The organism is Candidatus Eisenbacteria bacterium, from assembly GCA_035577985.1.
GTDB lineage: Bacteria > Desulfobacterota > Binatia > DP-6 > DP-6 > DATJZY01.
In genome coordinates this window covers 14,401-27,319 of the sequence record DATJZY010000031.1, presented here as the reverse complement: position 1 = coordinate 27,319, position 12,919 = coordinate 14,401, and the positions used below count along the sequence as shown (strand labels likewise).

Below are 12,919 nucleotides of genomic sequence, written 5' to 3'. Positions count from 1 at the left end.
CAGCATCGTCAGGCCGACTTCGACGCGTCGGCGATCTGGACGTTGACCTTCTTGGTCACCGGCTTCGGGATCGGCACCGCGATCTCGAGCACGCCGTGCGTGTACTTGGCGACGATCTTCTCCGGATCGACGCCGTCGGGTACCCGGATCCGGCGCTCGAAGCTGCCGTAGGTCACTTCCCGATACGCCGCTTCCTTGTGCTCGGCTTTGCGCTCGCCGCGGATCGTCAGCAGGTCGTCCTCGACTGAGATGTCGACCGCCTTGGGATCGACACCGGGCAGGTCCGCCCGGACGTGCAGGGTCTCGTCCTTCACGAACGTCTCGACGCGCGGCGCCCAGTCGGCCACCGCCTCGACGGCGCGGTTCCCGAACACGTTCTCGAAGAGCCCCTCGATCTCCTGATGAAGGCTCCCGAGATCCCGGAGCACCGAGCGGGGCTCCGAGGTGGGCCACCTGCGAGACACCGGTCCGTTCATTGCTCGCTTCCTCCTTACGATTTGAATTGCGGGCCCTCGCCCGCGAAGCGGTGGGTAAGCACGGCCCGCGAGGCTGTAAAGGTGTCACGTCCCTGACGATCGGCCGTGACGAATGCGCGGGGCGCGCCTTGACTCCCAAGCCCTCACGACACAACTTGAGTCGTCGCACCGCGGGGTGTCGACGCCGACATGCGCCGAGTGGACAAACCGTGGGGTTACGAGCTGATCTGGGCCGAAACGCCGAGGTACGTCGGCAAGATCCTCCACATCACCGCCGGGCATCGGCTCTCGCGGCAGCTCCACGAGCGCAAGGACGAGACCTTTCTGGTCCAGGCAGGTGAGATGGACCTCGAGGTCGGCGAGGGCGCCGATCGCCGCACGACGCGCATGCGCCCGCTCGACTCGTTCCATTGTCCGCCGGGCACGGTGCACCGCATGGTGGCGGTGACCGACGTCGACGTCGTGGAGGTGTCGACGCCCGAGCTCGACGACGTCGTGCGGCTCGAGGACTCGTACGGCCGCGAAAGCCCGCGGAAGCCGTAGGCTGCACTATTTCCCTTCGAAGCGCGGCGGCCGCTTCTCGCGGCCCGACGCGAAGCCCTCGACGAGATCCTCGGAGACGAATCCCACGGCCGCGTTCATGGCCTCGTAGCGAAGCGCGTCGTCGAGGCCGCGCTTCGACCACTGGTCGATGGTGCGCTTGGTCGCCTGCACGGCGAGCGGCGCGTTGGCGGCGATCTCGCCCGCGAGCTTGCGCGCCTCGGTGAAGAGATCTGCCTCCGGATACACCTCCTGGAGGAGCCCGAGCTGCTGCGCCTTCGCCGCGTCGAAGCGCCGGCCGGTGAGCGTCATCCACTTCGCCCACGCGGGGCCCACCTCTTCGGCGAGACGCATGTCGAGGCCGCAGTCGATCGCGACGCCGATGCGGACTTCGGGGCAGCCGAAGATCGTGCCCTCGGCGGCGACGCGGATGTCGGCCAGCATCGCGATCTCGAAGCCCGCCCCGAGGCAGTAGCCGTGCAGGGCGACGACGATCGGCTGTGGCATCTCCTCGATGAAGCGCGTGCGCCGGTGCGAGCCGCGATAGCGGTGGTAGTAGTTCATCACCTTCTCGGCGGGCGAGCGGCCGACGATCCGATCGCGGACGTCGGGCTTGAGGTCGATCCCCGCCGAGAAGGCCCGGCCGTTGCCGCGCAGGACGACGGCGCGGACCTCGCGGTTCGCGGCCACCTCCTCCATGCGCCGGAAGAGGGCCATCCCCATCTCCCAGCTCCACGCGTTCAGGCGATCGGGACGGTTGAGCGCGACGATCGCGACCCCGTCGTCGATCTCGAGCGTCACCGCGTCGGCGAAGTCGTCGGCCATGGACCCTCCTCGCCGACGCGGTCTACGCTCCCGTCGTTCGCGCGGTCAAGCGAGCGGGCCTTGCGGGCGCGCGCGTCAACCACCATCGAAGCCCTCGACGGCGAAGGTCGGCGGCGCACCGGGCACGCCCTTCAGCTCGACGGCGGGCATGGCGCGCAGGCGGAAGCGCGGATCGCACGTGTCCCGGACGGCTTCGGTGACCAGGATGTCGACGTCGTGTACGCGCGTCAGGCGCTCGACGCGCGCCGCGAGGTTCACCGTGCGACCGATGACGCCGTACTCCATGAGCGCCGAGTTGCCGATCACGCCGGCCACGACCGGGCCGCGATGGATCCCGAAGGACATCGCGAGGTTCGGAAGCCCCTCCGCCTGCGAGCGGCGATTGTAGTCGACGAGCGCGTCGCGCATCGCGAGCGCCGCGTGGAGCGCGTCGTTCGTCTGCCAGGGGTTCGGTTCGAGCGCACCGAAGAGGGCGAGAAAGCCGTCGCCGAGGAACTTCCCCAGGTGTCCCCGGTGCTCCGCGAGCACGCGGCCCATGATCTGGAAGTAGCCGTTCAGGAGCGCCACGAGGCGCCCCGGATCCAACTGCTCCGCGAGCGCCGTGAATCCCTTCAGGTCGGCGAACAGGACGGTGATCTCCTTGATCTCGGACCGCGTGGAAACGCCGCGCCGTTCGATGATGCCCTCGATCACGTCGAGCGGCGCAAACCGGGCGAAGGCGTTCTGCAGGCGCTCGAGCTCGCGCGACGCGTCCTCCAGCCGGTCCTCGATCGCCGTCGCGCGCACGCGCGAGCGCCATGCGAGCCAGCCGAGCGCCGCCGCGAGCGCGACGAGGGCGATCGTCAGCACGTTTCGAGCAGGATGCTCAGCCGGCAGACGCCGTTGGCGAGCGATGCGATCCCGACCGCCTCGATGAGCTCGTCGCGCGTCAAGTGCCGGGCGAGCTCGCGCGTGCGCCGCTGGATCACGGGCACCTGGTACCAGACCGTCTCGCGGGCGAACGGGACGAGGAGCGCCTCGCGCCGATCGAGCTTCGGCGAGCCCAGGTTCGTCAGAATCTCGGCGACGTCGGCGGGGCCGAGCCCGGCCTGGGCGAGCTCCACACTGGCCTCGCGCTCGGAGTACGCGCAGCCGAGCGCCTTGCCGATGACGGCCAGCATGAGGAGCTTGGTGCGTCGTGGGAGGACCGGCGATGCAATCGCTTCGTCGATGGCGGTGCGCAGGACGCGCGCCGCGGGCGAGCCGTCGAGCGCCGCGACGACGTCGGCGCACGGCCCGATGTTCGGCGGCAGCGGCTCGGGTCGCATGAGCTTGCCGCGGATCCGGCGGGCGACCAGCGGCCGCAAGAGGCGCATCACCACGCGCTCGGCCGGCGTGAAGTCGGGCGGGAAGGCGAGCAGGGTCGCGATGCGATTCGCACACACGTTGGTCGCCGCGCAGTAGGCGATCTCGGCGATCGCCGGCTTGGAGTATCCCGCTTCGAGGAGCCGGGAGTAGTCGGGCGCACCCACGCGCGGGTTCGCGTGCGAGACCCGGCGCGCGAAGTCGAGCGCCAGGCGATCGGCCGGCGAGACGTCGGCGAGGTTGAGGTCGCGCTCGAGCTGCTGGACGCGGGCGGCGTCGTAGCCCAGGACCCGCAGCAGCACGCGCGTGACGCCGTAGCAGTAGCGGCACGAGTTGTCCTGGCTGACGACGAGGCCGATCATCTCCCACAGGTCGAGCGGCATGTGCGCGATGGACTTCCCCGACAGCCTCGGGAACTCGCGTGCGACCCAGGGGACGGAGGCGAGGCGGGCCGACCACGCCGGGACCACACCGTGCAGTGCCCGGCGGATGTCGGCGGCGAGCTCGCGCGGCATCGCCGTCGGCTCGAGCCAGCATTCGCCCCACTCGATGTTCGCGATCGAGTCCGACATGCCTTGACGATCGTGCACTCTCCGCTGTACCGCCGCAACATGGCCGCGTCACAGCCCGCCGCACCCCGTCTCGTCTTCGTCAACGAAAAAGACGTGCCGTGGCAGGAGATCATCGCCCAGCGCCACGGCGACCGCCGCGTCTCGGTCCACGAGAAATTCCTCGACTGGACCGAACGCCGCATGGTCGTCCTCGGCCGCTACGATCCCGACGTCGTGATCGAACGCCACGGCCACAAGAGCGATCACCTGGTCTACGTGCTCGACGGCGATCTCGCGATCGGTGACCGGCACTGTCCCGCGGGCACGCTCGTCGTGCTCGAGGTCGGGGCCACGTTCGGACCCCTCGTGGCGGGCCCGCGCGGCGCGCTCCTCTTCGAGACCTGGGCCGGCGACCCGGCGCCAGTGCCGGCCGACAAGGAGGAGTATCACGCGCTCCTGCGCGCGCGCGGCATCGAGCGACTGCCGCTGCCGAGGATCGTGCGCCCGCCGACGGCGCCGCGCCGTCCCGGCGACGACGAGCCGACCTACGGCTGATTGACCGCGCCGCGCCGGCGGTGCGAGAGTCCGTCGATGCCCGTTCCCGAGCCGCCGCCACTCGGAACCGCGATGCTCCCGCCGGGGACGTTCGCGGGCGAGGTCGTCGCCGTGACGGGCGGCGGGACCGGCCTCGGCAAGGCGATCGCGGTCGAGTTCGCGCGCCTGGGGGCCGCGGTCGCCATCGTGAGCCGCGGTGCCGATCACCGGGCGCGCGGTGTCGAGGCGGTGGAATCCGCCGGCGGTCGAGCGATCGGCGTCGAGATGGACGTGCGCGAGCCCGACCAGGTCGCCCGCGCCTTCGACGTGATCGAGGGACAGCTCGGCCCCGTCGGCGTCATCGTGAACAACGCGGCCGGCAACTTCCCCGTCGCCGCCGAGGAGCTGTCGCCGAACGGATGGAAGTCGGTCACCGACATCGTCCTCAACGGCACGTTCATCTGCTCGCGCGAGTTCGCCCTGCGGCGGATCGCGGCGTCGGCGCCCGGCGCCATCCTCAACATCGGCGCGACCTACGCGTGGACGGGCGGTCCCGGCGCCGCGCACTCGGCCGCCGCGAAGGCCGGCGTCGTCAACATGACGCTGACGCTCGCCGTCGAGTGGGCGCCGTACGGCATTCGCGTGAACTGCCTGTGTCCGGGCCTCTTCCCGCACGAGGACATGCCCGCGCACATGACGGCGAACCGTCCCGAGGGCTACGCCGAGGCGGGCACGACGATCCCTGCCGGTCGCGTCGGCCGGCCGCACGAGCTCGGCTGGGCGGCGACGTACCTCTGCTCCCCGTTCGCGACCTATCTCACCGGGCACACCCTGGTCCTCGACGGCGCGAACTGGCAGCGACGCGGGCTCAAGATGCCGGTCGTCGTCCCGGTGAGGGATCAGGTCCCGCGCCGCCCACCGAAGGCGCGATAGCGCGCGCCTCAGCGCGGGCGGATCGCTTCGTTGCGGAGCGCGTGGTCGGCCAGGACGAGCGCCGCCATCGCCTCGATCATCGGCACCGCACGCGGGAGCACGCAGGGATCGTGGCGGCCCCGGCCGGTGATCGTCGTGTTCTCGTGGCCGGCCGACACCGTCTTCTGCTCGCGCATGACCGTGGCCGTGGGCTTGAAGGCGACGCGGAAGTACACCGTCTCGCCGTTCGTGATGCCGCCCTGCAGGCCGCCGCTGCGGTTCGTGCGCGTACGGACGCGATCGCCCTCCATGTAGAACTCGTCGTTGTGCTCGAGGCCGGTGAGGTTCGTCCCCGCGAACCCCGAGCCGATCTCGAAGCCCTTGCTCGCGGGCAGCGACAGCGTCGCCTTGGCGAGGTCGGCCTCCAGGCGATCGAACACGGGCTCGCCCCAGCCGGGCGGGCAGCCGCGGATCGCGCACGTGACGATGCCACCGAGCGAGTTGCCGTCCTTGCGCGCCTGCTCGACGGCCGCGATCATCTTCTTGGCGACGGCGGCCTCCGGACAGCGGATCGGCGTCGCGTCGACGGCCGCACGGGTGACCGTCTCGACGTCGCTCTCGGCGACCAGCGTGTGGACCTTCGAGACCCAGGCGACGATCTCGACGTTCCACCGCACCGAGAGCACCTTCCGCGCGATCGCCCCGGCCGCGACGCGGCCGGCCGTCTCGCGCGCGCTCGTGCGGCCGCCACCGCGCCAGTCGCGGATGCCGTACTTCGCGTCGTAGGTGTAGTCGGCGTGGCTGGGACGGTATTTCGTCTGCACCTCGCCGTAATCGCCCGAGCGCATGTCCTCGTTGGGGATCTCGAGGCTGATCGGCGTGCCGAGCGTCTTGCCGTCGAGGACGCCGGAGAGGATGCGGACGGTGTCGGACTCCTTGCGCTGGGTCGTGAGGTGGCTCTGCCCCGGCGCACGCCGGTCGAGGTCGACCTGGATCTCGGCCGCCGTGATGGGCACGAGCGACGGACAGCCGTCGATGACGGCGCCGATCGCGCCGCCGTGCGACTCGCCCCAGGTCGTCACGCGGAACAGATGTCCGAACGTGTTGCCCACTGCGGGTCAGTTTAGCCCGCGAGTTCCCGAGCTACCAGCGGCGGACGCCGCCCTCAGGCCGCGCGCAGGTCGGCGAGCAATTCGCGGATGCGGCCGTCGCGATCGGGGCCCGTGCCGGTGGCGTAGAACGCGAGACGCGAGATGCCGCGGAAGCGCTCGCGGATCTTCGGCACGATCTCGTCCCAGCGTCCGACGGCGGCAAAGGTGCGCACGATGTCCTCGGGCACCGCGGCGATCATCTCGCCCCACTTCCCCTCGCGCGAGAGGCGATTCAGCTTCTCGCCCAGGTCCTGCCAGCCGTGCAGCGCGAGCACGCCGCGATAGGCGGGCGTCGAGCCGTAGAACGAGATCTGCGTGCGCACCATCTGCACCTGCGCAGCCACCGCTTCGTCGTCGGGGCCGGTCGCGAGGAAGCCGCCGCCCGAGAGCTCGATGGCGTCGAGCGAACGGCCGGCCTTCGTGGCGCCGGCCTCGATGTTGGGCAGGATCACCTCGTCGAGGTAGCGCCGCGTGCAGAAGCCGTGCAGGCGCGCGCCGTCGCAGAGCTCGCCGACCAACCGGCACATCGCGGGATTCACCGCCGAGACCTGCACCGGAATGTGCGGGTGCGCGATCGGTCCCGGATTGAAGAACGGCGTCATGTACGTGTAGCGGTAGTGCTTGCCGACGAAGGCGGGCTTCGTCCCGTTCTGCCACGAGTCCCAGATCGCGCGCAGCGTGAGGATGTACTCGCGCATGCGCGGCACCGGCGCGGACCACGGCACCGAGAAGCGATCCTCGTTGTGCTTTCGCACCTGGCTGCCGAGGCCGAGCAGGAAGCGGCCGTTCGAGTAGCGCTGGAGATCCCATGCGATCTGCGCGGTCACCATGGGTGCGCGCGGAAACGCGATAGCGACGCCGGTCGAGAGCTGCAGGCGCGTCGAATGCTCCGCGGCGACGAGCAGTGGGAAAAATGGGTCGCGATTGATCTCCGGTGAGACGATTCCGTCGAAGCCGATTGCCTCGATGTGTCGAACCGCCTCGGGAATTCGAGCGATGTCGTCGTAGGGGAAACCCGTCTCGATCACGATGGAGTGAGGCATTGGTGTCAGTGAATATCGGACGAAAGTCGGACGTCAACGGCCCGTGTGGGCCTCGTAGGATCCGAGCGCGTGGCGAGACGCCTCGTGCGTATCGGTCGTCTCGCCGCCGCCGTCGGAATGGTCGCGGGCTCACACTTTGCTAACGCGAGCGGGGTGGGGTTGACGATGGACGAGGCGATCGCGCGCATGCGGGCACAGAGCCCGGACGTCCTCGCGGCAGCGCTGAAGGTGAAGGCCGCCGAGGGCGACCTGCGGACGGCCGGCGCGTACCCGAATCCGACCCTTTCGGTGGGCGTGGGGAACTTCGCCATCGGCCGCACGAATCCGCCCGGCCTCGGCGCCGGCGAGACCGTCGTCGTCCAGGGCGGGCTCAGCGAAGAGCTCGAGCTGTGGGGCAAGCGGCCCGCGCGGATCGCGCAGGCCCAGAGCGCGATCGCATCGGCGCAGAGCGCGCGAGGTGATCTCGAACGCACGGCCACCTTCGAGGTGCGGCGCCGCTTCCTCGACGTGCTGGTCGCCACCGAGCGGCGCCGGCTCGCCCGGGAGAACCTCGACCGCTATCGCGAGACGGTGAGAGTGAGCCAGGCGCGGGCGCGCTCGGGCGACATCTCGCCGGCCGACTTCAACAAGATCGCCCTCGAGCAGCGCGGCTTCGAGCGCGAGGTCGCCGACGCCGACCTCGAGCGCCAGCAGGCGATGGCGGCGCTGCTGCCCCTCATCGGCAGCGAGGGCGACGACGTCGAGCCGGTCGGCAGCCTGGCGCTGCCGCCCGTCCCCGGCACATCGGCCGCCCTCGTCGACGATGCGCTCGCCAAGCGACCCGACCTGCACGAGGCCGAATCGGACGTCGAGGCCGCCGATGCGGCGCTCGAGCTCGCGCACGCCGAGGCGTGGCCGAACCCGACCGTCGGCGTCGGCTACACGCACAGCCAGTTCACCGTCTCCGGCGATCTCGCCGACCAGATCGGCGCCAACGTGTCGATCGCGCTCCCGGTCGCGAACCGCAACCAGGGCGCCATCGAGCGCGCCGAGGCCGAGGCCCTGACGGCGCGGGAGGCGGTGCACAAGCTCCGCCTGACGATCCCCCGGGAAGTGCAGACGGCGCTCGCCGCCTACGCCAGCGCGAAGGCGCGCGTCGACCGCTTCGAGCACCAGTTCTTGAAGCAGGCAGAGGCGGCGCGGAAGGCCGCCGAGGTGTCGTACCGCGACGGCGCGGTCTCGCTGCTGGAATTGCTCGAAGCCGAGCGCACCTACATCGCCACGCAGCGCGACTACCTGGACGCGCTGCGCGACGGCCACACCGCCGCCTACGACGTGATCCGGGTCACGGCCCTCGAGGTACGACCATGAGACGTGCAATCGTCCCCGCCCTGGCCCTCGGTGCGACCCTCGCGTGCGGCCGGGGTCACGACGCTCCCTCGGTCGAGGACGCGACGCCGCCGGCGGCGCTGTCCGCCGCGCAGCTCGGCTATCTCGAGTTCCAGAAGGTCGGCGAAGCCGCGACGCCCGACGTCGCGAACCTGGCCGGGACGATCGACTTCGACGACGAGCGGACGGCGCGCCTGAACGCCGTCGTTCCCGGGCGCGTGGCCGAGCTGCTGGTGCAGGTGGGCGACCGGGTGGAAGCCGATCAGCCGCTCGTCGCCCTCGAGAGCCCGGAGGTGAAGGGCGCGCAGGCCGAGTACGTGCGGGCCGAGGCCGACCTCACCGTCGCGCGCAAGGCGTCGGAGCGGGCGGCGCGCCTGAAAGAGGTGCAGGCCATCTCCGAGAAGGACTTCGTCCAGGCGACCGAAGACGCCCAGAAGGCCGCCGCCGAGTTCGAGCGCGCGCGAGCGGTGCTGGAGCGCCTTCGCGTCGCACCGGGCGACGGCACGACCCACTACCTCCTGCGCTCGCCGGTCGCCGGCACGGTGGTCGAGCGCAAGGCGGTGCTCGGCACGGAGGTGACGCCCGAGAACGCCGAGCCGCTCGTCGTGGTCTCCGATCTTTCGCGAGTGAAGGTGAGCGTGCGGGTTCCCGAGCGGCAACTCGGCCTCGTGCGGAGCGGGCAGGCGGTGCGCGTGCGCGTCGACGCCTATCCGGACGATTTCCCCGGCGAGGTCGCGACGGTCGGCGCGGTCGTCGACGACACGACACGCACGGTGGTCGCGCGCTGCCTCGTCCCCAATCCCGACCAGCGCTTGAAGCCGGCCATGTTCGCGCGCGTGACGCTGCGGGCGCCCGCCGACTCCCGGCTCTTGAGCGTTCCGGTCGACGCCGTCGTCTCGGACGGACAGCGCTCGCAGGTGGTCGTGCGCGCGCCCGATGGGACGCTCGCGCTCCGCCCGGTCGACCTCGGTGCCGAGGTCGACGGCCACGTGCAGATCCTCTCCGGCGTGGTGCTCGGCGACGAGATCGTCACGCGCGGCGCGCTCTTCGCGGCGCGCGCGCTCGACCGGTCGTGATCCGCGATGCTCCGCCGCGTCCTCGACTTCTCCTTGAAGCGGCCGCTCGTCGTCGTCGCGGCGACCATCGCCTTCGCGGTCGCCGGCGCGATCGCGTTCTGGAACCTTCCGATCGAGGCCTTTCCAGAGCTCGCCGACCCGCAGGTCTACGTCATCACGCTCTACCCGGGCCACGCCGCGGAAGAGGTCGAGCGGCAGGTGACGCTCCCGATCGAGACCGAGCTCAACGGTCTCCCCGGCATGACCCGCATGCGGTCGGTGTCGATCTTCGGCCTCTCGTACCTGACGCTGACGTTCACCGACCGCACCGACCTCTACTTCGCGCGCCAGCAGGCGAGCGAGCGCCTGGCCGGCGTGGATCTGCCCGACGGCGTCAAGCCCGAGCTGGGGCCGCTCGCGACGCCGACCGGCGAGATCTTCCGCTACACCCTCGAAGGGAAGCGCTACTCGCCGATGCAGCTCCGCGAGCTCCAGGACTGGGTGATGGAGCGGCACCTGAAGCAAGTGCCCGGGGTCGCCGACGTCGTCTCGTTCGGAGGCTACCTGAAGCAGTTCCAGGTGCAGGTCGACCCGCAGCGCCTGCAGGCGCGCGATCTCACGCTGCAGCAGGTGTTCGCCGCGCTCGCGCGCTCGAACGCGAACGCCGGTGGCAACTACATCCAGCGCGGAGAGCAGCAGTACGTGGTACGCGGGCTCGGGACTCTCGCCAGCACGAAGGACGTCGAGGACGTCGTCATCGCGACGCGCGGAGGCACGCCGATCCGGGTCACCGACGTGGCGCGCGTGGTCGTCGGGGCGGCGCCCCGCCGCGGCGTCGTCGCGCGCGATCTCGGGCCGGAAGCGGTCGAGGGCATCGTCCTCATGCGACGGGGCGAGAACCCGTCCGAGGTCCTGACGGCCCTGCACGCGAAGCTCCGGCAGCTGAACGACGGCATCCTGCCGAAGGGCGTCCACATCGACCTGTTCTACGATCGCGGCCGCCTCGTGCACCGGACGCTGGTGACGGTCACGCACAACCTCGTCGTCGGCGCTGTGCTCGTCGTCCTGGTGGTGGGCGTCTTCCTGATGAGCATGCGGGCCGCCCTCATCGTGGCGCTCACGATCCCGCTCTCGCTGCTCGGATCGTTCCTGTACCTGAAGGTCCGCGGGATGTCGGCGAACCTGCTCTCGCTCGGCGCGGTCGACTTCGGGATCATCGTCGACGGCGCCGTCATCATGGTCGAGCACGTCGCGCGGCGGCTCGCCGGCATCACCGAGCGCAACGCCGCGCGCTCGGCGGTCGAGGAAGCGGCGACCGAGGTCGCGCGCCCGACGCTCTTCGCGCTCTGCATCATCATCGTCGCCTACGTCCCCATCTTCTCGCTCGAGCACGTCGAGGGACGGATCTTCGCGCCGATGGCGAACACCGTGTGCGCCGCCCTGGTCGGCGCGCTCGTGTTCTCGTTCACGCTGATCCCGCTCCTCACGTTCGTGTTCCTGCGCGGACGAACGTACGAGGGTGCGACGCCGGTCGAACGCCTGGCGCTGCGGGCCTATCGTCCCGCGCTGCGCTGGTCGCTCGCCAACGGGCGCACCGTCATGATGCTCGCAAGCGGCGTGCTCGCCTTCGGCGTCTGGCGGCTCGGGCGCATCGGCACCGAGTTCCTCCCGACCCTCAACGAGGGCGCGCTCTACGTGACCGTCACGCTGCCGCCGTCGATCGGCCTCGAGCACGCGGCGCGGACGATCGTGCCACGCATCCGTTCCGACCTCGCGAGCTTTCCCGAGGTCCGCAGCATTCTCTCGCAGCTCGGCGGACCCGACGACGGGACCGACCCGGCGCCGGCCAACAACCTCGAGTACTTCGTCGACCTGAAGCCGCGCGAGCGCTGGCCGAAGGGCATGACGCTCGAGCGCCTGGTGGCCGGCATGCGGGACAGCCTGGAGCGCATTCCCGGCATCGAGAGCAACTTCTCGCAGCCGATCAAGGACAACATCGAGGAGAACATCTCGGGCATCAACGGCCAGGTGGCGATCAAGATCTTCGGCGACGACCTCGACGCGCTCCGCAAGGTCGCGGCCGAGGTGAAGCGCCAGCTGGCCGACGTGAACGGCGTGGCCGATCTCGCCGTCGTGCACGCGGCCGAGCTGCCCCAGGTGCACGTGGTCGTGGACCGCCAGACGATTGCGCGCTACGGCATCAACGTCGCCGACGTCGAGGACGTGATCGAGACCGCCATCGGCGGCAAGGCGGCGACGCAGCTCTGGGAGGGCGAGCGCCGCTTCGACGTGGTCGTGCGCCTGAACGAGGTCTCGCGCGCCACGCTGGCGCGCCTGCCGGACGTGCGGGTCGCGACACCGGACGGCGCGCAGGTGCCCCTCGGCCAGCTCGCGCGCATCGACGTCGCCGCCGGCGAGGCGGCGATCGACCGCGAGGCCAACGCCCGCTACGTCGCGGTCAAGTGCAACGTGCGCGGGCGGGACCTGGGCGGCTTCGTCGCCGAGGCGCAGCGGCGCGTCGCGGCGCGTGTGACGCTGCCGCCCAACAGCTACATCACCTGGGGTGGCGAGTTCGAGAACCAGCGCCGCGCCATGGCGCGCCTCGCGTTGATCATCCCGGTGAGCATCCTGCTCATCCTGGCGCTCCTGTATCGCGCCTTCGGCTCGATCGGATGTGCGCTGCTCATCATCGCGACGATCCCGTTCGCGCTGACGGGCGGCGTCGTGGGGCTCGACCTCGCCGGGCTCAATCTCAGCGTCGCGGCCTGCATCGGGTTCATCGCGCTCATGGGGCAGGTGGTGCTGAACGGCGTCGTGCTCGTCTCGCAGATCAACGCGCTCCGTGCCGACGGCCGCGGCGTCGATGCGGCCGTCGAGGAGGGTGCGCTCTCGCGCCTGCGGGCCGTGCTCATGACGGCGCTGCTGGCGGCCCTGGGCCTCCTGCCGGCGGCGCTCTCGACCGAGATCGGCTCGGAGACGCAGCGCCCGCTCGCCGTGGTGGTGATCGGTGGCCTCATCTCGGCGACGCTGCTGACGCTGCTGGTGCTGCCGGTCCTCTACCGCACGTTCCTCGGCGGCGGGATCCGGCGCGAGCCGGCGATCGCCCGTGCGGCGTGAGGC

General features: G+C 70.8%; 12 protein-coding genes. 6 read left to right on the top strand and 6 right to left on the bottom strand.

Annotated elements, in window-relative coordinates; all coding sequences use genetic code 11:
• Nucleotides 1-8 precede the first annotated feature (8 nt).
• The gene (locus VMS22_04895; GenBank protein HXJ33358.1) at nucleotides 9-476 is read right to left on the bottom strand and encodes an Hsp20/alpha crystallin family protein; all 468 of its coding nucleotides are present in this window, start codon (nucleotides 474-476) and stop codon (nucleotides 9-11) included.
• Nucleotides 477-665: 189 nt separating this feature from the next.
• Here VMS22_04895 and VMS22_04890 point away from each other — a divergent pair, with 189 nt between their 5' ends.
• On the top strand, nucleotides 666-1,019 hold the full coding sequence (locus tag VMS22_04890) for a cupin domain-containing protein (GenBank protein ID HXJ33357.1): 354 nt from the start codon (nucleotides 666-668) through the stop codon (nucleotides 1,017-1,019).
• 6 nt (nucleotides 1,020-1,025) lie between these two features.
• On the opposite strand, the gene VMS22_04885 is transcribed toward VMS22_04890, so the two are convergent.
• The 3 genes from VMS22_04885 to VMS22_04875 all read right to left on the bottom strand — a co-directional run bounded on the left by VMS22_04885 (nucleotide 1,026) and on the right by VMS22_04875 (nucleotide 3,757).
• Nucleotides 1,026-1,841 (bottom strand): enoyl-CoA hydratase/isomerase family protein, encoded by an 816-nt coding sequence (locus VMS22_04885; GenBank protein HXJ33356.1) that lies wholly within the window; start codon nucleotides 1,839-1,841, stop codon nucleotides 1,026-1,028.
• Between the two features lie 75 nt (nucleotides 1,842-1,916).
• Nucleotides 1,917-2,690, bottom strand: coding sequence for an adenylate/guanylate cyclase domain-containing protein (locus VMS22_04880; protein HXJ33355.1), 774 nt, complete (start codon nucleotides 2,688-2,690; stop codon nucleotides 1,917-1,919).
• On the bottom strand, nucleotides 2,684-3,757 hold the full coding sequence (locus VMS22_04875) for a hypothetical protein (protein ID HXJ33354.1): 1,074 nt from the start codon (nucleotides 3,755-3,757) through the stop codon (nucleotides 2,684-2,686). Before VMS22_04875 ends, VMS22_04880 begins: the two co-directional genes overlap by 7 nt.
• A 12-nt stretch (nucleotides 3,758-3,769) precedes the next feature.
• Here VMS22_04875 and VMS22_04870 point away from each other — a divergent pair, with 12 nt between their 5' ends.
• Nucleotides 3,770-4,291 carry a hypothetical protein gene (locus VMS22_04870; GenBank protein ID HXJ33353.1) on the top strand — a complete coding sequence of 174 codons (522 nt, stop codon included), beginning with the start codon at nucleotides 3,770-3,772 and terminating at the stop codon, nucleotides 4,289-4,291.
• A gap of 36 nt (nucleotides 4,292-4,327) precedes the next feature.
• Nucleotides 4,328-5,203 (top strand): SDR family oxidoreductase, encoded by an 876-nt coding sequence (locus VMS22_04865; GenBank protein ID HXJ33352.1) that lies wholly within the window; start codon nucleotides 4,328-4,330, stop codon nucleotides 5,201-5,203.
• Between the two features lie 8 nt (nucleotides 5,204-5,211).
• Here VMS22_04865 and aroC read toward each other — a convergent pair whose 3' ends face one another.
• Both aroC and VMS22_04855 read right to left on the bottom strand, forming a co-directional pair.
• Nucleotides 5,212-6,294 carry a chorismate synthase gene (gene aroC, locus VMS22_04860; protein ID HXJ33351.1) on the bottom strand — a complete coding sequence of 361 codons (1,083 nt, stop codon included), beginning with the start codon at nucleotides 6,292-6,294 and terminating at the stop codon, nucleotides 5,212-5,214.
• A gap of 53 nt (nucleotides 6,295-6,347) precedes the next feature.
• Complete coding sequence (locus VMS22_04855) at nucleotides 6,348-7,376, bottom strand: TIGR03617 family F420-dependent LLM class oxidoreductase (GenBank protein ID HXJ33350.1); 1,029 nt, start codon at nucleotides 7,374-7,376, stop codon at nucleotides 6,348-6,350.
• 165 nt (nucleotides 7,377-7,541) lie between these two features.
• Here VMS22_04855 and VMS22_04850 point away from each other — a divergent pair, with 165 nt between their 5' ends.
• Genes VMS22_04850 through VMS22_04840 form a run of 3 tightly spaced genes read left to right on the top strand, consistent with a single transcriptional unit; the run spans nucleotide 7,542 to nucleotide 12,916 of the window.
• Nucleotides 7,542-8,726 carry a TolC family protein gene (locus VMS22_04850; protein ID HXJ33349.1) on the top strand — a complete coding sequence of 395 codons (1,185 nt, stop codon included), beginning with the start codon at nucleotides 7,542-7,544 and terminating at the stop codon, nucleotides 8,724-8,726.
• Nucleotides 8,723-9,820, top strand: coding sequence for an efflux RND transporter periplasmic adaptor subunit (locus tag VMS22_04845; GenBank protein ID HXJ33348.1), 1,098 nt, complete (start codon nucleotides 8,723-8,725; stop codon nucleotides 9,818-9,820). Before VMS22_04850 ends, VMS22_04845 begins: the two co-directional genes overlap by 4 nt.
• 6 nt (nucleotides 9,821-9,826) lie before the next feature.
• Nucleotides 9,827-12,916 carry a CusA/CzcA family heavy metal efflux RND transporter gene (locus tag VMS22_04840; GenBank protein ID HXJ33347.1) on the top strand — a complete coding sequence of 1,030 codons (3,090 nt, stop codon included), beginning with the start codon at nucleotides 9,827-9,829 and terminating at the stop codon, nucleotides 12,914-12,916.
• The last annotated feature ends 3 nt before the right edge of the window (nucleotides 12,917-12,919 follow it).

Bases quoted from the DNA above. Each gene is read 5' to 3' on its own strand.
- VMS22_04895 (HXJ33358.1), bottom strand. From the start codon at position 476: ATGAACGGACCGGTGTCTCGCAGGTGGCCCACCTCGGAGCCCCGCTCG.
- VMS22_04890 (HXJ33357.1), top strand. From the start codon at position 666: ATGCGCCGAGTGGACAAACCGTGGGGTTACGAGCTGATCTGGGCCGAA.
- VMS22_04885 (HXJ33356.1), bottom strand. From the start codon at position 1,841: ATGGCCGACGACTTCGCCGACGCGGTGACGCTCGAGATCGACGACGGG.
- VMS22_04875 (HXJ33354.1), bottom strand. From the start codon at position 3,757: ATGTCGGACTCGATCGCGAACATCGAGTGGGGCGAATGCTGGCTCGAG.
- VMS22_04865 (HXJ33352.1), top strand. From the start codon at position 4,328: ATGCCCGTTCCCGAGCCGCCGCCACTCGGAACCGCGATGCTCCCGCCG.
- VMS22_04855 (HXJ33350.1), bottom strand. From the start codon at position 7,376: ATGCCTCACTCCATCGTGATCGAGACGGGTTTCCCCTACGACGACATC.
- VMS22_04850 (HXJ33349.1), top strand. From the start codon at position 7,542: ATGGACGAGGCGATCGCGCGCATGCGGGCACAGAGCCCGGACGTCCTC.
- VMS22_04845 (HXJ33348.1), top strand. From the start codon at position 8,723: ATGAGACGTGCAATCGTCCCCGCCCTGGCCCTCGGTGCGACCCTCGCG.
- VMS22_04840 (HXJ33347.1), top strand. From the start codon at position 9,827: ATGCTCCGCCGCGTCCTCGACTTCTCCTTGAAGCGGCCGCTCGTCGTC.